We start from the raw sequence: 19662 nt of genomic DNA, 5'->3' as shown, positions 1-19662 counted from the left end.
TACGTTTGTACGTCGATAGCCAATTCGCCAGCCCGTACGCCATGTCTGCCTTTGTAGCCTTGCACGAAAAAGGTTTGCCGTTTGACATCACCACCGTCGACCTCGGCACACGAGAAAACCTTGCACCTGGCTTCGCCAGCCTGTCGCTCACGCGCCGGGTGCCCACCTTTTGGCATGACGGGTTTGCGTTATCCGAATCTTCAGCCATCACCGAATACATTGACCAAATCTTTCCCGGCACCGCGCTCTACCCTGGCGAGGCACGCGACAAAGCGCGCGCCCGGCAAGTGCAGGCCTGGCTGCGCAGCGACCTGCTGCCGCTGCGCCAGGAACGGCCCACTGAAGCTGTGTTCTATGGGAAAAAGTATCCGGCGCTCTCGCCCACGGCGCGAAACGCTGCCGACAAACTCATTGCCGCTGCCGAAACCTTGCTCCCCGTGGGCGCTCAGTTCCTGTGCGGCCAGTGGTCGATTGCCGATGTTGACCTGGCTTTGATGCTCAACCGCCTGGCGCTGCACGGCGACCCTCTACCCGAGCGCCTGGCCACCTACGCCCAGCAACAATGGCAACGTCCCACCGTACGCCAGTGGGTCAAGCAGGGGCGGCCGCCGCTGTGACATTCGCGACCTCAGTCCCCCTACCCCTTCACGATGGCGCCCGCCCCACGCTGGCCATACGCCGCTTGGAGGTCGACCTGAGCCAAGGCTTTCCACGCCACTGGCTCGGCGGCGACGCCTTCCGCTCGCAGTTCTTCAATGCCTTGTCGATGAGTTTTCCCGTCGGCGAGCAGTTCTTTATCGACGCTGTGCGCAACGCGGCGCCGCTGCTGGAAGCGCAAAGCCCGCAAGACGGATCGGCATCTCTGCGCGAGACGATTCAAGAATCGATTCGCGGCTTCATCGGCCAAGAAGCCACGCATCGCCGCATCCATGGTTTGTACAACGCGACATTGGAGCAGCAAGGCCTGCGCAACCGCTGGCAGTACTGAGCTCAAAAGCGCATCGATACGCTGGCTCGTGTGGCAAAAGACCCACGCCACGCCTTGGCCGTAACCTGCGCCTACGAACACTTCACCGCGCTACTAGCCGATGGCACGCTGCGCTACCCGCGCTGGCTGGAGGGTGCCGATGAGAACCTGCGCACCGTGTGGTCGTGGCACGCCGCCGAAGAAACCGAACACCGCGCGGTGGCCTTCGACCTGTACCGCGCTGTGGGCGGCAACCATGCGTGGCGCGTGCGCTGGTTATTGTTTGTCTGCGTGGTTTTCGCTTTTGATGCTTCGCGCCAAACGGTGTTGAACCTGCACCGCGATGGCAGCTTATGGCGGCCCAGCACCTGGCTGAGTGCAACACGTTTCTTCCTGGGCGCCGACGGCGTGTTCTGGCGCAGCTTGCCTGCCGCACTGCGCTACCTGCGCCGCGACTTTCACCCGGATCAAGAACACCACGCTGTACCCGCTGCCGTGTTGGCGCAATGCTGGCTGTCGGCCCACCAAGCCCGCTTCAAGCTGGTAGGGGCGCAGCGCGACGGGCTGGCAGCCGCTATGGTTTCAGAAGCAGCTCCCGCTTGATGCATTAGCATCAGCGGCACTTTCTTATATGCACTGAGACGCGCTTAAGCGCGTCTCAACCTGTTCAATCACTCACCAAGGCGCGCAGCCAGTCCGGCAAATTCACCGCCTTCTGCTGGGCGTAGTTCACCCAGATCAACGTGGCACCGCCTGCTGCATGTACTACGCCTGGTTGGTCACTGCGCTCCATCGTCACCCAGGTCTCGACTGTGGTGCGCTTGGGGTCGCTCACGTAGGTCTTGACCAGCACGTCGCCGGGATATTCCAACTGCTTGTAGAAATTGCAGAAGGCGTTGACGATGACGGGGCCCTCTTCGGCGCCATCCCCCATGCCGCCAATCGACAGCAGCCAGTCGATACGTGCCGTTTCCATGTAGCGAAAGTACGCCGCGTTGTTGACGTGGCGCATCGCGTCCATGTCGCCCCAGCGGATAGGAAGCGACATCTCATAGGCCAGCTTTTTCTGTGCAGGAATTTCGATCTTCATGCGCCGAATATAGGCGCTCGTCTGATCGGCCCGACCGAACGGCCGTCACGCCAGAGACGCCAATTCAACGGTGTGCGCGGATCGACGCCACGATGCCCAACGTGAACGCCAAGGCCGCCAGCCATTGCCAGAAGCTCGGCCACTGGCCGTCCCACACAAAGGCGTAGAACAGGCCAAACAGCGTTTCGCTGACGATCAGTTGGCCGCACAGACTGGGACTCAAACGGCGGCTGGCCACGTTCCACAACAATGTGGCCAGCCAGGCCGAGCCGAAACCCGTCGCTATGAAACATATAGCTGGCAGCGCTAATCCGTGCTGCGCCACAAGCGTTTTTGGCTCTGAGCCTAAAAAGAGCCACACCAACAACGCGCCAGCTCCGGAGGCAATGCCCAACCAATTGGCCCAGTCGCTGACACGCACCTCTGCATGACGCCGCAGCCATACAGCATTGAGCAGGGCAAACGCCGTCCACGACACCATGGCCGCCACCGCATACCCGATACCACGCCAGAAATGCGGCGCACTGCCCTCCGCCGTGACGGGTTCGGCCCAACTCATCAGCACCATGCCGAGCACCGTGAGTGCGGCACCCGGCGCCAATGCGCCCCAACGCAGGCCATCGGGTTTGCCGAGCACCATCACCCAGATGGGAATGGTGCCGATGATCAGGGTGGGCAATGCGGTGCCTGCATCGCGCAAGGCCAGCACCAGCAGCAGAAAGTAGCCGGTGAAACCAAGTACGCTCAAGCCCACCGCAGCAACTGCTTGTGAAAATGTAGGACGGCGGCGGCCGCGTGCGCGGACCAGCATCACACCAGCGGCGCACAAGGCGTAAATCACAAAGCGCCCGGCCATCACGTCCACCGAACCGTAGCCTGGCAGCACACGCGGCAAGACAAAGACCAGACCCCACAGGGCCCCGGCGGCCAGGCCGGCCAAGATCCCCGTCAGCACAGCAACATCGACCTCAAAGACATCGATTTAAGAGACACCAAAGCCATCGTCCGCAGAAATCACCGCACCGTTGACGAAATGGCTTTGGCCGCTGGCGAGTAGCACCAGCAGGCCGTCCAGATCCTCGGGTTTGCCCACACGTTTGCGCGGCAAGGTTTGCACCAGCTTTTCGCCTTGCTCCGAGCCCCACAGGTGGTGGTTGATTTCGGTATGGATGTAGCCGGGGCACAAGGCATTCACATTGATGCCGTAGCGCCCCCATTCCGCGGCCATGGCCTTCGTCATGTGGATGACGGCCGCCTTGCTCATGCAGTACACGCCAATCTGCGGTACCGCCTTAAGCCCGGCGGCGCTGGCGATGTTGATGATGCGTCCCCCCGTGTACGAGCCCGGCGCCGCACCGGTGGCCCGCGCAATCATGCGTTTACCTACCTCTTGCGCCACGAAAAAAGCGCCGCGCACATTTGTGTCGAACATGAAATCGAACGCGTCTTCGTCCACATCTTCCAGGCGCTGGCGTGTGCTCACGCCCGAGTTGTTGACCAGGATGTCGATGGAGCCCACCTCGGTTTCGGCATGTGCCACGGCGGCCTTGATGGAGAAGCGGTCCGTCACATCAAGCTCGATCACATGGGCGTCGCCGCCCTCGCCTTCGATGCGGGCGCGCAGCGTCTTGAGCTTTTCCACCCGCCGGCTGGCCAGCACCACGGCGGCACCGGCACGCGCCAGCGTCTGCGCAAACTGGGCGCCAAGTCCGCCAGAAGCCCCGGTCACCAGGGCTACGCGTCCTGAGAGATCAATGTTGTAGGCCATGGTCTGCGCTCCGTGGTCGATAGGAAGAACGGGTTGTAGCTGCTCAATTGTGACAGCCGTGCCGGAAGCACTCGCAGACAATACATAAAATCGCTGTTGATTCAAAAAAACACGCCGAATACGCAGTCACTGCGTTACGGTTTTTGTTCCTCCCCAGTACCCACGAGTAGCTACGTTCATGACACAAGAAGAAATCCTGTCGCAGTACGGTCCCCGAGAAGCCATGGAATACGACGTGGTAGTCGTGGGGGGCGGCCCCGCCGGCTTGTCCACCGCCATCCGCTTGAAGCAACTGGCCGCCGAGCAAGGCAAAGAAGTTTCAGTAGTGGTGCTCGAGAAAGGCTCGGAGCCCGGCGCCCATATCTTGTCAGGCGCCATCATGGACCCCAAGGCGCTGACCGAACTGTTCCCCAACTGGAAGGAACTCGGCGCCCCGCTGAACCAGCCGGTGACCGACGACGCGATGATCTTCCTGGGTGAAAAGTCGGGCTTTCGCACGCCCAACTTCCTGCTGCCCGGCTGTTTTCAAAACCACGGCAACTACATCATCAGCCTGGGCAACTTCACGCGCTGGCTCGCGCAGCAGGCCGAGAACCTGGGCGTGGAAATCTTCCCCGGCTTTGCCGCCGCCGAGGTGCTGTACAACGACGACGGCTCGGTCAAGGGCGTGGCCACCGGCAACATGGGCGTGAGCAAGGAAGGCGAGCCCACGGGCGACTTCCAGCTCGGCATGGAACTACACGCCAAGTACACCGTGTTTGCCGAAGGCGCACGCGGCCACCTGGGCAAACAAATCATCGCGCGCTACAAGCTCGACGCAGGCAAAGACCCGCAGACCTACGGCCTGGGCGTGAAAGAAGTGTGGGAGATCGACCCCAAGCGCCACCAGCCCGGCTTTGTGATGCACACCGCCGGCTGGCCCATGGACAGCAGCACCTACGGCGGCGCCTTCCTGTACCACATGGAAGACAACAAGGTCACGCTGGGCTTCATCACCGGGCTGGACTACGCTAACCCCTACCTCAGCCCATTCGAAGAGTTCCAGCGCTGGAAGACGCACCCGAACATTCGCTACTACCTCGAAGGCGACGAAGCCAAGGGCATCAAGCCCGGCAAACGTATTGGCTACGGCGCGCGCGCCATCACCGCCGGTGGTTTGATGTCGTTGCCGAAAACCGTGTTCCCTGGCGGCGCGTTGGTGGGTTGCGATGCAGGCTACCTGAACGTCAGCCGCATCAAGGGCAGCCACGCCGCCATCAAGACCGGCATGCTGGCCGCCGAAGCCGCATTTGAAGCGCTGCAAAGCGGCCGTCAGCACGACGAACTCAGCGCCTACCCGGCCGCGTTCGAAAAGAGCTGGCTGCACGCCGAGCTGAAGAAGGCACGCAACTTCAAGGCCTGGTTCAAGAAGGGCTTGGTCACCGCCACGCTGATGAACGGCTTTGAACAGTTTGTGCTGAAGGGCAACGTGCCGTGGACGCTGCGCCGCGACAAACCTGACCACGCCTACCTGAAGCCAGCAGCCGACTGCAAACCCATCGCCTACCCCAAGCCCGATGGCAAGCTGACGTTTGACCGCCTCTCCAGCGTGTTCATCAGCAACACCAACCACGCTGAAAACCAGCCAGCGCACCTGACATTGAAAGACGCCTCGGTGCCGGTGGGCATCAACCTGGCGAAGTACGCCGGCCCCGAGTCGCGCTACTGCCCGGCCGGTGTGTACGAGTTTGTGAAGAACGAAGACAACAGCGACCGCCTGCAGATCAACGCGCAAAACTGCGTGCACTGCAAGACCTGTGACATCAAAGACCCCACGCAAAACATCGTGTGGGTAACACCTGAAGGCGGCGGCGGGCCGAACTACTCGGGCATGTAAGCGGCTTCTGCGCTGAATCAGCCCCTCTGAAGGCCCGGTGACCCCGGGCCTTTTTCATTTATGCAACAAAACAGGGGCGAACATAGCCTGAACTTGCTTCTTATAAGTCAACAATCTTGCCTTAATAGTTAACACGAATTACTCTCATTGGCTTTTGATAACAGGAGGGCCTATGCACAATATTCGATCTGCGGACCAATCCCGCTCCCACTCTCGCGCGCATTTCCGCCCGACCCATTTGGCCGCTGCCAGTGCCTTGACGATTCTGCTGTTGCAGAGCCATGCATTCGCACAAACCGCCACGCCTGCGACCACCAGCACGCTGCGCGAAGTCACGGTGAACTCCAACGCTGAAAAAGAAACCGCCACTTCGGCCGTCATCGGCTACAAGGCCAAAAACGCCGCCACGGCCACCAAGACCGACACTCCGCTGCTGGAAACGCCGCAGTCCGTCACCGTGGTCACCCGTGACCAGATCATCGACCAGGGGGCGCTCAGTCTGCAGGAAACCATGAACTACGCCGCAGGTGTGCGCCCAGATGCCTATGGCCTGGACACCCGCAGCGACGGTGTGCGCGTGCGCGGCGCCTATCCAGACGTCTACCTGAACGGCCTACGTGAAGCCTATGGCTACTACACCAGCACCACCCGTCCCGACCCGTACACCCTGGAGCGCATCGAGCTACTGCGCGGCCCGTCAGGCATGCTGTTCGGCCAAGGCACCGTGGCCGGCGTGATGAACATGGTCAGCAAGCGCCCGCAAGCCGAGCGCCAAGGCGAGATCGGCGTACAGATCGGCAGCTACGGCCGCAAGCAGATCCAGGCTGACCTGACCGGTCCGCTGACGCAAAACGGTGAATGGCTCTACCGCCTGGTGGCACTGGGCCGCGAATCCGATACGCAGGTGGACTACGTGCCAGATGACCGCACGCTCATTGCGCCGTCGTTGACGTGGAAACCCAACGCCATGACCTCGCTCACGCTGCAAGCCCTGTACCAAAAAGACAAGAGCGGCAGTGCTGCGCAGTTCTTCCCCTGGTCCGGCACACTGCTGCCGAACCCGAATGGTCAACTGCCGACCAGCCGCTACATCGGCGATCTGGACGACCACTACAACTCTGAACGTCAAACCGCAGGCTGGCAGTTCGAGCACAAGTTCAACGACAACTGGGCCCTGCACCAGAACCTACGCGTCTCGGAAAACACCAACGACTCGCTGTACCACTATGCCAACGCGTTCACCACGACACCTTGGTCTGGTGCGAATCAAAGCATCATTGGGCGCTACCTCGGCAACACATTCACCAAAACGCGCGCGGCCCTGGCCGACCAAAACATCGTTGGCAAGTTCAACACAGGCGCAGTGCAACACCAACTGCTTGCAGGCTTTGACTTCAGCCGGCAAACGGAGACCGTGGCCTACGGTCAATCAACCTACACCTCCATCGACGCCTACAACCCTGTCTATGGCAACAACCCCGCGCTTGGGGCCCGCGTAGATGGTCCGAAGACCACGCAGCGCCAGATGGGCCTGTACGTGCAAGACCAGATGAAGATCGACAACTGGATCGTCATCGCGGGCTTGCGCCATGACAAGGCGACGACCAGCCAAGTCGGCAGCAATGACCAGGACAGCAGTGCCAACACCATGCGCTTTGGCCTGATGTACCAACTGGCCGGCGGCTGGGCACCGTATGTGAGCTACGCCGAATCATTCACGCCAGTCGCCCCCGGAACCTACGGCACCATCTACAAGCCTTTGATGGGTGAACAGGTCGAAGCCGGTATCAAGTACCAGCCAGCCGACGGCAACACCCAATTCACCGCCTCGCTCTACAAGCTCAAGGAGAAGAACCAGGTCGGCACCGCCGCGACGCCGGGCACCGACGGCCCGCAACTGGGCGTCACCAAAACCAATGGCCTGGAACTGGAATACAAGGCGACGCTGGCGCGCGCGTTTGACGTCATCGCCAACTACACCTACACCAACGTCGACGAGAAGGTCGAAGGCCAGCCGAAGAACATCGCGTCGGTGTGGACCAAGTACCGCTTCGCCATCGGCAACGTCAACGGCTTCTCGGTCGGTGCCGGTGTGCGCTGGGTGGATTCGTTCCGCGACGGCACCGGCCCCGAAGTGCCTGCTGTCGCCTTGCTCGACTTGATGGCCGCATACGACACACAAAACTGGCGCTACGCCCTGAACGTGAACAACGCCACCGACAAGGTCTACTACAGCACCTGCCTGAGCCGTGGCGACTGCTGGGTCGGCGCACGCCGCAACGTGGTGGCCAGCGCGACATACCGGTTCTGAGATCGAAGGCGCGTTTTAAACGAAGTGGCTTCTTTTGATTAGCTGAGGTTCGCTTGGTTAAACACTTCGCGTTATCGTTATATTGGAGGTCGCCGCATCGCAAGATGCTGTGACCTCAAACGATAGAACACGGAGACAAACCAAGCATGAAAGTGACGATCACCGGCGGCGCCGGTTTCCTGGGCGTACGTCTGGCGCGCGAGCTGCTGCGCAAATCCACCCTCTCTCTGGCAGGTGCCAGCCCGCAAGCCATCAGCGGCTTGATTTTGGTAGACCGCGCAGCCCCACCCGAAGATTTGCTGGCCGACCCACGTGTCTCGGCCGTGGTGGGCGACTTGAATGCCGTGCTCGGCAACCCCGCCGAACGCGCCAAAGCCCTGCCCGCCGACGTGGCCGTGGTCTTTCACTTGGCCGCTGCCGTCAGCGGCGAATGCGAAGCCGACTTCGACCTCGGCATGCACAGCAACCTGGCCGCCACACAAGGCTTGCTCGAAGCCTGCCGCGCTTTGAAAACCAGCCCTACCGTGGTGTTTGCCAGCTCGGCCGCCGTGTTTGGCCATTCGGACATCCTGCCGTTGCCAGCCGTGTTGAACGACACCACGTTGCCCACACCGCTCACCAGCTACGGCATTCAAAAATACATTGGCGAGCAGCTCACCGCCGACTTCGGCCGCAAGGGTTTCATCCGTGGCCGCAGCGTGCGTTTGATGACGGTCAGCGTGCGCCCGGGCAAGCCCAACGGCGCGGCCTCCAGCTTCTTCAGCGGCATGATCCGCGAACCTCTGGCGGGCCTCACCGGCGCCTGCCCTGTGCCGCCAGACACCCAAGTGGTGCTGTCTTCACCGGCCACCACCATCGCCGGCATCGTGCGCGCGGCGGAAGCCACCGACGCCGAATGGGGCCCACGCATCGCCCTCAACCTTCCATCGCTCTCCACCACCACGGGTGAGATGGCAGCAGCTCTGGCACGTGTGGCCGGCAAAGAAGTCGCCGACCGCATCGACTGGACGCCCAACCCCACCATCCAGAAAATTGTGGCCACCTGGCCGGGCAAGATCGACGCCGCACGTGCACGCGGTTTGGGCCTGTTGCCCGACACCGATTTCGATGCCGTGATCCGCGACTACATCCGCGAAAACCCCCATGCTGTGACGGGCGTACGCCCCGCATAATCAAAGTTGTCATACAACTTTTCCCCTGCGGACATGGGTCCGGGGGAATGCGGTATCGCGTCTAAAACCAAGAGAGGAGACATCATGAAGTTTTCGAAGATCAGCGTCGGCATGGGCTTGGCGTTGGGGCTGTTTGCGTCGGCTTACGCGCAGACCACGGTGCTGAAAATTGGCTACGCCACCACCAAAGAGTCGCACTACGGTGTGGGCTCCACGGTGTTCTGCGACGAGGTCGAAAAAGGCACGCAAGGCCGCTACAAGTGCCAGCACTTCGCCAACTCGGCGCTCGGTGGCGAGCGCGAGCAGATCGAAGCCGTGCAGTTGGGCACCCAAGACTTGGTGAACACCTCGACCGGCCCCGTCGGCAACTTCGTGCCCGAGGTGAAGATCGTCGACATTCCGTTCCTGTTCCGGGACTACGACCACGCACGCAAGGTGATGGACGGCCCCATCGGCCAAGACATCCTGACCAAGTTCCCGAGCAAAGGCATCATTGCGCTGGCCTGGACGGAAAACGGTTTCCGCCACATGACCAATAGCAAGCGCGACATCGTGAAGCCCACCGATGCCGCCGGCCTGAAGATGCGCACCATGGAAAACAAGGTGCACATGGACGGCTACCGCACCTTCGGCATTCTGCCCACGCCTATGGCCTTCCCCGAGCTGTTCGGCGCGCTGCAGCAAGGCACGGTAGACGGCCAAGAGAACCCAATCCCGGTGATCTTGTCGTCCAAGTTCTCGCAAGTGCAAAAACACTTGTCGCTGACCGGCCACGTGTATTCGCCAGCGCTGCTGCTGCTGTCGCCCAAGGTGTGGAACAAGCTGTCTGACGCCGACAAAAAGGTGTTCATGGACGCAGCGAAGAGCGCTTCTGTGGCTCAGCGCAAAAAGGTCAATGAGGATGAGAACAACGGCATCGCCCAGCTCGAAAAAGACGGCATGAAAGTGGTGCGCAACGTGGACGGCGCCGCCTTCCGCGCCGCACTGCAACCGGCCTACGTGAACTATGCCAAAGAGTTCGGCGCCGACAACATCAAGAAGATTCAGGACGTGAAGTGACCTGACGGTCGCTCCACCCGCCCGGCCCGATCCCACCGATCGCCGGGCGGTTTTTTTTGCTGACGCCCCTTGCCTGCCAAGCGCGAAGACACCCAAGTGAAAACCTTTGAACATTACTTTCTAGCCGCCAACCGATGGGCGCTGATCCTGCTGCTCGCGGCCATGGCCGTCATCATTTTTGTCAACGTGGCGCTGCGCTACCTGACCAACCAGTCGATTGAATGGGCTGAAGAAATTTCGCGCCACATGATGATCTGGCTGACCTTTCTGGGTGCCGGGCCGGTGCTGCGTTATGGCGGCCACATTGCCGTGGAAAACCTGCAAGACGCACTGCCCACGCCGCTGGCGCGCGGCCTGCGCATCGTGGTGGCGGCGCTGCTGTTCGCCTTCTTTGCCTTCATGGTCTGGTACGGCTGGCTGTACATGCAGCGCACCATGTTCCAACTGACGGCAGTGTCGCAAATTCCGTTTGCCTACATTTACGCGGCCATGCCCGTTGGCGGCGTGTTGCTGCTGATCCACTGGAGTTTGATCGTGCGCGACTACGTGTTGAGCCGCACTTTCGCATCCGACGCCCACTTTGACGCGACTGCGAGTGCATCCCTATGAGCGCGAGTTTGATCCTGGTTATTTTTGCCTGCGTGTTTTTGGCCATGGGCGTGCCCGTGGCGTTTGCGCTGGGCCTGGCCACGGCCGCTGCGCTCATCCTGGCGGAGAGCTTTCCGCTGTTCGTGCTGCTGAAGGAAACCTTCACCGGCATTGACAGCTTTCCGCTGATGGCCGTGCCATTTTTCATCCTGGCGGCAGAGCTGATGAGTGGTGGCTCGTTGACCGAAGTGCTGCTGAAGTTTGCCGGCCAGTTTGTCGGCCACAAGCGTGGCGGCCTGGGCTATACCAACGTGGTGTCGCTGACCTTCTTCTCGGGCATTTCGGGCTCGGCCCTGGCCGATGCAGCGGGCCCTGGCTCGATGCTGATCAAGATGATGGACAAGGCAGGGTACGACCGCTCCTACGCGGCCGCGCTCACGGCGGCCACGGCCATCGTCGGCCCCATCATCCCGCCGTCCATCATCATGATCATCTACGCGCTGCAAGACGACAACGTGTCGGTCGGCTCGTTGTTTGTGGCGGGTATCTTGCCCGGCATCTTGATCGCCATTGCCATGTGTGTGGTGAACTTTCGGGTGTCGAAGCAGCGCAACTACAAGGGCGACGGCGCCATGCCGCCATGGCCCGAAGTGTGGCGCACCACCTGGAAAGCCATTCCCGCGCTGCTGCTGCCGGTGATCATTCTGGGCGGCATGCGCGCGGGCTGGTTCACGCCTACCGAGGCTTCGGTGGTGGCGGTGTTTTATGCGCTGGTGTGTGGCAAATTCATCTACCGCACGTTGGAGTGGAAGGCGTTGCCGGACATCCTGGCGCGCTCGGCCCTGCTCACGGCTTCGGTGTTGATCATCATCGGCCTGTCGGCCTCGTTCGCGTGGATCTTGACGATTGAGGGCCTGCCGCAAACCATGGCCGACTGGATCGTCAGCATGAACCTGTCGCCGTGGATGTTCCTGGTCATCGTGAACATCTTTCTGCTGCTGTTCGGCATCTTCATCGAGCCGTTGCCGGGGGTGATGGTGCTCGCGCCGATCCTGGCACCTGTGGCCGTGAAGCTGGGCATCGACCCCACACACTTCGCGATGATCGTGATCTTCAACCTGACGTTGGGCATGATCACGCCGCCCGTGGGTGGGCTGTTGTTCGTCACCTCCAACGTGTCGCGCGTGCCCATGGGGCCGCTGGTGCGCGAGTTGATGCCGTTCTTGTGGGCGCACGGCGTGGTGCTGGTGCTGCTGACCTTTATTCCGGCACTAAGCACTTGGTTGCCGCATGTCATGGGGTTTAAATAAAGCGACTTCCCTGGGTATACTCGCCAGGGTCAGGAGAGAGTCAACAAACGCCCTAGCGTTTGAAGGCCGCCGAAGGCGCAAACTGCAAAGGTTTTAACGCTCAGGTACCCAGGACTGACACCCGCCGGCCTAGCAGCCGGCGTTCCCCACTGGAGAGAAGCCCGCACACGCAAGCGTGGAGCGGTCTCACCGAAGGAGCAACCCCACATCGCTGGGCGAATCTCTCAGGTAAAGCGGACAGCGGGGGCACGTGCCAAGCACGTCCATGGTGATGCACCGTGGCGCGCGTGGCGATTGAACTGCCCTCGGAATCCGCAACCATGTCTTCTTCTGCCCCCGCTTCAGATTTATTGCTCACCCCACTGCACGCGCTGCATTTGGAACTAGGCGCCCGCATGGTGCCTTTTGCCGGCTACAGCATGCCGGTGCAATACCCCGCAGGCCTGATGGCCGAACACTTGCACACCCGCAGCGCGGCCGGTTTGTTCGACGTCTCGCACATGGGCCAACTGCGCCTGGAAGGGCCCGACGCTGCGGCCGCCTTCGAGTCACTGATGCCCGTGGACGTGATCGACCTGGCCGTGGGCAAACAACGCTACGGCCTGCTGCTGAACGACGACGGCGGCATCCTCGACGACCTGATGTTCTTCAACCGTGGCGCAGATATTTTTGTGGTGGTGAACGGCGCCTGCAAGGTGGCCGACATCGCCCACATCCAGGCGCGCATCGGCACGCGTTGCAAGGTCATTCCCATGCCTGAGATGGCGCTGCTGGCGCTGCAAGGCCCGCAAGCCGTCACGGCGCTGGCCCGCTTGACGCCCGGTGTTGAAAAGCTGGTGTTCATGACCGGCGGCAGCTTCAAGGTGGGCGCCGCAGATTGCTTCATCACGCGCAGCGGCTACACCGGCGAAGATGGTTTTGAGATCTCGGTGCCCGCCACACAGGCCGATGCCCTCGCCCGCTTGTTGCTGGCCCAGCCTGAAGTCAAACCGATTGGCCTGGGCGCACGCAACTCGCTGCGCCTGGAAGCCGGGTTGTGCCTCTATGGCGCTGACATCGACACCACCACCACGCCGGTAGAAGCTGGCCTGAACTGGGCCATGCAAAAGGTGCGACGTACGGGTGGCGCGCGCGAAGGCGGCTTCCCGGGTGCTGCAAAAATCCTAGCGCAGCTCGCCGACCCCGCAAGCGCCGTAGCGCGAAAACGCGTTGGCTTGATCGCACTGGAGCGCGTGCCCGTGCGCGACCACACCGAACTGCAAGACTTGAGCGGCGCCGTCATCGGCACGGTGACCAGCGGCCTGCTGGGCCCGAGCATCGACAAGCCTGTGGCCATGGGCTACGTGGACGCGGCCCATGCCGCCCTTGGCACCCGCGTCAACGCCATCGTGCGTGGCAAGCCGGTGCCCATGGAAGTGGCGGCGATGCCGTTTGTGCCCAACCGCTACGTGCGCGCCTGATCGCCACAAAACCGCCTGAAACCACTGCAGAATTGACCTCGGCAGTTCAGCAATTAGTTCGTCCATTTTCAAGTCATTTTTGAATCCATCCAGGAGTTTTTCCATGCCCATCTATTACACAGAAGACCACGAATGGCTGTCCGTTGAGGGCGACATCGCCACCGTGGGCATCACCCACCACGCGCAAGACGCGCTGGGCGACGTGGTGTTTGTCGACCTGCCCGAAGTCGGCAAGACCATCGCCCAGAAAGAAGTGGCCGGTGTGGTCGAGTCGGTGAAAGCCGCCGCCGACGTCTACATGCCCGTCTCTGGCGACGTCACCGAAGTGAACGAGGCCCTGCGCGCCGACCCGGCCCTGGCCAACAGCGACCCACTGGGCGCTGGCTGGTTCTTCAAGGTGAAGCTGTCGGATGCCGGCCAACTGACCGCGCTCCTTGACGAAACCGCTTACACCAAGTTCAGCGAAGCCTGAACTTGACTGGCGCCCGAGTGCATCGGGCGCCAATCCCCTTACTGCCCCCTGCTAATTGCTGTCACCCCACGGAGCTTGCCATGCTGATGTCCGCCGCCACCCCGCTTGAGGCGCTGGAGAACCCCGCCGAATTCATTGCCCGCCACATCGGCATCGACGAGGCCGACGAGGCCCGCATGCTGGCCGTGGTCGAGTCCAGCTCGCGCCGCGAGTTGATCGACGGCATCGTGCCGCGCAGCATCGCGCGCAGCAACCCCATGCAGCTGCCGCCGCCGGTGACAGAAGCCGCAGCGCTGGCCGAGTTGCGCGCCATCGCCGCCAAGAACCAGGTGTTCAAGAGCCACATTGGCCAGGGGTACTACGACACCCACACGCCCGGCGTGATCCAGCGCAACATTCTGGAAAACCCCGCTTGGTACACCGCCTACACGCCTTACCAGGCCGAAATTTCGCAAGGCCGCATGGAAGCCCTGGTGAACTTCCAGACCATGGTGTGCGACCTGACCGGCATGCCGATTGCCAACGCCTCCATGCTCGACGAGGCCACGGCCGCCGCTGAAGCCATGACGCTGGCCAAGCGCAGCGTCAAAAGCAAAAGCAACGTGTTTTTGGTGGCCGGCGACTGCCACCCGCAAACCATTGAAGTCATTCGTACCCGCGCCAAGCCGCTGGGCATTGAAATCGTGGTGAGCACCGCCACCACGCCGCTGCCACAGTTGATGGCTGAAGGCGACTTCTTCGGCGTGCTGGCCCAATACCCCGCCACCAACGGCACGGTGCATGACCTGCGTCCGCTGGTGGGTGTAGCCCACGCCAAAAACGCGGCCTTCTGCGTGGCCGCCGACTTGCTGGCCTTGACCCTGCTCACGCCGCCCGGCGAGTGGGACGCTGACATCGTGCTCGGCAGCACCCAGCGCTTTGGCGTGCCCATGGGCAACGGCGGCCCGCACGCCGCTTACCTGGCCTGCCGCGATGCGTTCAAACGTTCGCTGCCCGGCCGCTTGGTGGGTGTGAGTGTGGACAGCCACGGCCAGCCCACCTACCGCCTGGCGCTGCAAACCCGCGAGCAACACATTCGCCGCGAAAAAGCCACGTCGAACATCTGCACGGCACAGGTGCTGCCAGCCGTGCTGGCCAGCATGTACGCCGTGTACCACGGCCCGCAAGGCCTATTGCGCATCGCCGAACGTGTGGCGCGCTTCACCGCCATTCTGGCGCGCGGCTTGCAGCAGATGGGCTACACCATCACCAATGCCAGCGCGTTTGATTCGCTCACAGTCAAGACCGAAGACGCTACACATTCAATAGCTACCTACGCTCGCCAGTCGGGCATCAACCTGCGTTATCGCTTGAATTCACACTTGGGCATTTCGCTGGACGAGACCACCACGCGTGAAGACATCACGCGCCTGTGGGCGGTGTTTGCTCCAGCCGGCGTCAACGCGCCGCTGTTCCAGGAACTGGAAGGTGTGCACGAGTTGCTGATCCCTTCCGAGTTGCGCCGCACCACGCCGTTTTTGACGCACCCGGTGTTCAACACGCACCACTCTGAAACCAGCATGCTGCGCTACATCCGCCGCCTGAGCGACAAAGACTTGGCGCTCGACCGCAGCATGATTCCGCTGGGCAGTTGCACCATGAAGCTCAACGCCACCAGCGAGATGATGCCCATCACCTGGCCCGAGTTTGCGCGCATCCACCCGTTTGCCCCGGCCGAGCAGCGCCTGGGCTACACGCTGCTGGACGAACAACTGCGCGCCTGGCTGTGCCAGGCCACGGGTTACGCCGGCATCAGCCTGCAGCCCAATGCCGGCTCGCAAGGTGAATACGCCGGGCTGCTGGCCATCAAAGGTTTTCACGACGCGCATGGCCAAAGCCACCGCAACATCTGCTTGATTCCATCGTCCGCGCACGGCACCAACCCGGCCAGCGCGCAAATGGTGGGGCTGACGGTGGTGGTGACGGCGTGTGATGCGCAAGGCAACGTCGACATGGCCGACCTGCAGGCCAAGTGCGAACAACACAGCGCCAACCTGGCCTGCGTGATGATCACCTACCCCAGCACGCACGGCGTGTTTGAAACCCAGGTCAAGGAACTCTGCGCCATGGTGCACAACCATGGTGGCCGCGTATACGTGGACGGCGCCAACATGAACGCGCTGGTGGGCGTGGCCGCGCCCGGCGAGTTTGGTGGCGACGTGAGCCACTTGAACCTGCACAAGACCTTTTGCATTCCGCACGGCGGCGGCGGCCCCGGCGTGGGCCCGGTGTGTGTAGTGGAAGACCTGGTGCCCTACCTGCCAGGCCATGCCACGTCGAACATCCCCGGCGTGGTGGGCGCAGTGTCGGCAGCGCCTTTGGGCAACGCCTCGGTGCTGCCCATCAGCTGGATGTATTGCCGCATGATGGGCGCCGAGGGCCTGCAGGCCGCGACCGAGATTGCGATCCTGAGCGCCAACTACATCAGCTCGCGCCTGAAGGACCACTACCCCACGCTGTACGCCAGCGCCAACGGCCATGTGGCACACGAATGTATTCTGGACCTGCGCCCGCTGAAAGACACCAGCGGCGTGACCGCAGAAGACGTGGCCAAGCGGCTGATGGATTACGGCTTCCACGCGCCGACGCTGAGCTTCCCCGTGCCCGGCACCTTGATGGTGGAACCCACCGAGAGCGAAACGCTGGACGAGCTGGACCGTTTTGTCGACGCCATGATCGCCATCCGCGAAGAGATCCGTCTGGTGGAAACCGGCACCTGGCCGCAAGACAACAACCCTTTGAAGCACGCGCCGCACACCGCCGCCAGCTTGCTGGGCGCTGAGTGGGACCATCCCTATCCGCGTGAATTGGGCGCTTTCCCCGTGCCGAGCTTGAAGCAGCTGAAGTACTGGCCGCCCGTGGGCCGCGTCGACAACGTCTACGGCGACCGCAACCTGTTCTGCAGTTGTGTGCCGGTGAGCGACTACCAGTAAGACCTCAGCAAGCCAACGACAAAGGCTATGGCGGCATGCGCGCCGTAGCCTCTTCGTCTTCTGTGTCGTAGTAGCTCGCGGCCAGCAGCCATGCGCCCGCCTGCGCCAGTGTGAGAGGCCGGGCGAACAGTTCGCCCTGCAACGCATCGCAGCCAGCATCACGTGCGGCATCGGCCTGGGCATGGTTCTCAACGCCCTCGGCGACAACGCTCAAACCCAAGGCACGTGCCAGTTGGCAAATCGCGCGCACCACGGCCACGGCGTCGGGCGCAGGGAGCGGCGCAATCAGGCCACGGTCTATCTTCACGGTGTGCACAGGCAAGCTGCGCAGCAGGTTCAACGATGAGAAGCCGGTGCCAAAGTCGTCCAGCGCCACCTCTACGCCCAGCGTGCGCAACTCCTCAATTTGCCCCCGCACCAAGTCCAGATTGGCGACGGCGGCCGACTCGGTCAACTCCAACGTGATGGCCTCGGCCGGCAGGCCGAAGCGGTCGAGCAAGTGCGCTACACGCGAAGGGAAATCGCCCTCCAGCAGTTGCAGCGGCGACACGTTCACGGCCACCGGCACCACCTCGCCAAATGCATCGCGCCAAGCCGCGACCTGCTGGCAAGCCTGACGCAACAGCAGCAAGCCCAGGTTACTGATCAGCCCGGTACGCTCGGCTGCCGCAATGAATTCAGCCGGAGACACTGCTCCTATGCCACCACGGTCCCAGCGGGCCAGAGCTTCAAAGCCAATCAAGCGGCCGTCCCCAGCGTTGACCTTGGGCTGGTAGCGCAGGCTGAATTCGCGCCGCGCGATCGCATGGCGCAAGGCTTGCTCCTGGTCCAGCGATTGGCTGGAGTCGTGAGCGAAGCTGGCATCTGCCATGGCTTGTGATGGCCCCGGCGTGCTCTTGGCCATGTGCATGGCGGCGTTCGCGGCGCGCAGCAGGGTCTCGGCGTTGTGGGCATGCTCCGGAAACAGCGCAACGCCAATCGAGGCATCCAGAAACAGGCGACGCTGCGGCAGCCCCAGCGGTTGCCGCAGACGTCTCTGCACCTGTGTGCACAGGCTCACCACATCCGGCCCCGAACCATCGGCCGGGGCCAGCCAGGCAAACTCGTCGGCGCCGACACGCATCACCTGGGCGTCGCTGCCCAGCACGTCTCTCAGGGCATTGGCGGTCAAGCGCAGCACCTCGTCTCCTAGCGAATGTCCATGGGCTTCGTTGAATAGCTTGAACCGGTCGAGCCCCAACAAGGCCAACCCAAACGGCGGGCTTTTGCGGCCCGGCCCACAGCGCTTGCGCAACTCCAGCAGCAACGCAGCGCGGTTGGGCAGTCCGGTCAATTCGTCATGCAAGGCTTGGCGAAGCAAGGCTTCGGTTACGCCGTGCTGGGCGGTCTCATCGGTCACCAGAATTTGTGTGGCCTTGCGTCCATCCCATACTGTGCGCCAGGCGCTTTCGCGCAACCACATGGGAGACCGGTTGCCTCGCAAGCGGTTACGCCAGCCCTGCCAATGCACTTCCGCGCTATCGCCACGCTCCAGGCGCGCGTAGAGCTCGCGCACCCGCTGCACATCGTTGGCCGGAATGGTGCTTTCCAGTTGCGCCACCTTGACTTCATTCTGGCTGGCGCAGCCATGCATCTGCAGAAACGCCGCGTTGGCATAAAGAACGACCGCACCGTCATACACCAGCACACCTTGGTGCGAACGCTCCACCAACTGGAACAGCCGGTGCTGCAGGCTTTGCGACTGCAGTTTCGATTTCTCCAGCGTGGAATACACCAGCACCAAGGCCATCACCACCCGCAGCGTGGCGCCTACAGCCGCCTGCCAGGCCACCCCGGCATCACCCCAGATCGGGAAAGCGGCCTGAGAGAAGCCCACCAAGATCAACACCGGCCCCAGCGTACGCTCTGCCACATTGCCGCGCCACAACCATGCGGTGGCCGCAGCGCCCAGCACCACGCTGGCCACCGGAGACATCCACGCCGCCGCCAGCGGGTCGCCATACAAGCCGATGCCAGCCACGATCACCGGGGCGGTGAACATGAAATTGCGCCGCAGCGACTTGGCCGCAAACCAACTCGACATGCGGCTGATGCCTGCTGACATCAACCAGAAGTAGACGCCCTGGCTGGCAGCGACCACCATCAGAAAGACAAAGCGTGAAAGGCTGTCGTCATCGGTAAACCGGGTTGCCAGGTAACCAAACGGTGTGAGCGACTGCGCTATGTGCGCAAAACCCAGTTCACGCACATAGCGTTGCGCGCGGTGGTTACGCCACACCAGCAGAAGTGCCGTCCCCACGATCAAGCTGATCGCGCCATTGATCATCAGTGGGTAGAACAGTTCAGCGGTCACGCTGGGAGTCAGAATCACAAGTTATGGACTTTGAGTTTGGGGCGACGACACGCCACCCAAATGGCAGAAATTGGATACGCAAAAGATGCGCAAGTATTAACGAAAACTCAAAAAATCAAAATCTTTATTCGTATACACATTAAACATAAGACAAAAGATGTGCATTAATACCTGGCCTCCCCTGGCAGGACTACCGTGTAGCCATCGAATCTGTTTTCAATTTATTGAGGTGGGTTCTCCAACCAATCGCGCACTTGAGTGGGA

The 19662-nt window shown here is 62.0% G+C and carries 14 protein-coding genes, 1 pseudogene and 2 riboswitches; of the genes and pseudogenes, 11 read left to right on the top strand and 4 right to left on the bottom strand.

The window, feature by feature from the left end; translation table 11 throughout:
* Positions 1–41 precede the first annotated feature (41 nt).
* Entirely contained in the window at positions 42–617 is a 576-nt protein-coding gene (gene yfcF / locus ACPWMG_RS11520; RefSeq protein ID WP_483304775.1) for a glutathione transferase, read from the top strand.
* Positions 563–1570, top strand: a pseudogene (locus ACPWMG_RS11515) (metal-dependent hydrolase). The gene yfcF and the pseudogene ACPWMG_RS11515 overlap by 55 nt, the downstream one beginning before the upstream one ends.
* A 64-nt stretch (positions 1571–1634) precedes the next feature.
* Here ACPWMG_RS11515 and ACPWMG_RS11510 read toward each other — a convergent pair.
* From ACPWMG_RS11510 to ACPWMG_RS11500, 3 genes are all read right to left on the bottom strand, one after another.
* Complete coding sequence (locus ACPWMG_RS11510) at positions 1635–2057, bottom strand: acyl-CoA thioesterase (RefSeq protein ID WP_483304774.1); 423 nt, start codon at positions 2055–2057, stop codon at positions 1635–1637.
* Positions 2058–2121: 64 nt separating this feature from the next.
* A complete protein-coding gene (locus tag ACPWMG_RS11505) occupies positions 2122–3012 on the bottom strand; it encodes a DMT family transporter (protein ID WP_483304773.1) in 891 nt (296 codons plus the stop codon).
* A gap of 27 nt (positions 3013–3039) precedes the next feature.
* Positions 3040–3825 carry an SDR family oxidoreductase gene (locus ACPWMG_RS11500; RefSeq protein WP_483304772.1) on the bottom strand — a complete coding sequence of 262 codons (786 nt, stop codon included), beginning with the start codon at positions 3823–3825 and terminating at the stop codon, positions 3040–3042.
* Between the two features lie 178 nt (positions 3826–4003).
* Here ACPWMG_RS11500 and ACPWMG_RS11495 point away from each other — a divergent pair, with 178 nt between their 5' ends.
* From ACPWMG_RS11495 to gcvP, 9 genes are all read left to right on the top strand, one after another.
* On the top strand, positions 4004–5701 hold the full coding sequence (locus tag ACPWMG_RS11495; protein WP_483304771.1) for an electron transfer flavoprotein-ubiquinone oxidoreductase: 1698 nt from the start codon (positions 4004–4006) through the stop codon (positions 5699–5701).
* Between the two features lie 172 nt (positions 5702–5873).
* The gene (locus ACPWMG_RS11490) at positions 5874–8012 is read left to right on the top strand and encodes a TonB-dependent siderophore receptor (protein WP_483304770.1); all 2139 of its coding nucleotides are present in this window, start codon (positions 5874–5876) and stop codon (positions 8010–8012) included.
* A gap of 146 nt (positions 8013–8158) precedes the next feature.
* On the top strand, positions 8159–9184 hold the full coding sequence (gene denD, locus ACPWMG_RS11485; RefSeq protein WP_483304769.1) for a D-erythronate dehydrogenase: 1026 nt from the start codon (positions 8159–8161) through the stop codon (positions 9182–9184).
* Between the two features lie 84 nt (positions 9185–9268).
* The gene (locus ACPWMG_RS11480) at positions 9269–10243 is read left to right on the top strand and encodes a TRAP transporter substrate-binding protein (protein WP_483304768.1); all 975 of its coding nucleotides are present in this window, start codon (positions 9269–9271) and stop codon (positions 10241–10243) included.
* A gap of 96 nt (positions 10244–10339) precedes the next feature.
* Positions 10340–10852, top strand: coding sequence for a TRAP transporter small permease (locus ACPWMG_RS11475; RefSeq protein ID WP_483305234.1), 513 nt, complete (start codon positions 10340–10342; stop codon positions 10850–10852).
* Positions 10849–12141: a TRAP transporter large permease gene (locus ACPWMG_RS11470; RefSeq protein WP_483304767.1), complete on the top strand. Its 1293-nt coding sequence runs from the start codon at positions 10849–10851 to the stop codon at positions 12139–12141. Before ACPWMG_RS11475 ends, ACPWMG_RS11470 begins: the two co-directional genes overlap by 4 nt.
* A 20-nt stretch (positions 12142–12161) precedes the next feature.
* A riboswitch (glycine riboswitch) is annotated at positions 12162–12268 on the top strand.
* A gap of 12 nt (positions 12269–12280) precedes the next feature.
* Positions 12281–12392: riboswitch (glycine riboswitch) on the top strand.
* A 69-nt stretch (positions 12393–12461) separates the two neighbouring features.
* Positions 12462–13601, top strand: coding sequence for a glycine cleavage system aminomethyltransferase GcvT (gene gcvT / locus ACPWMG_RS11465; protein ID WP_483304766.1), 1140 nt, complete (start codon positions 12462–12464; stop codon positions 13599–13601).
* A gap of 103 nt (positions 13602–13704) precedes the next feature.
* On the top strand, positions 13705–14073 hold the full coding sequence (gene gcvH, locus ACPWMG_RS11460; RefSeq protein WP_483304765.1) for a glycine cleavage system protein GcvH: 369 nt from the start codon (positions 13705–13707) through the stop codon (positions 14071–14073).
* An 80-nt stretch (positions 14074–14153) separates the two neighbouring features.
* Complete coding sequence (gene gcvP / locus ACPWMG_RS11455) at positions 14154–17045, top strand: aminomethyl-transferring glycine dehydrogenase (protein WP_483304764.1); 2892 nt, start codon at positions 14154–14156, stop codon at positions 17043–17045.
* A gap of 25 nt (positions 17046–17070) precedes the next feature.
* Here the strand turns inward: gcvP and ACPWMG_RS11450 are convergent, their stop codons facing one another.
* Complete coding sequence (locus ACPWMG_RS11450; protein WP_483304763.1) at positions 17071–19416, bottom strand: putative bifunctional diguanylate cyclase/phosphodiesterase; 2346 nt, start codon at positions 19414–19416, stop codon at positions 17071–17073.
* Positions 19417–19662: the final 246 nt, after the last annotated feature.

The organism is Hydrophilobacter chitinilyticus, assembly GCF_049860745.1.
Lineage (GTDB): Bacteria > Pseudomonadota > Gammaproteobacteria > Burkholderiales > Burkholderiaceae_C > Rhodoferax_B.
This window is presented reverse-complemented; position numbering and strand designations above follow the sequence as displayed.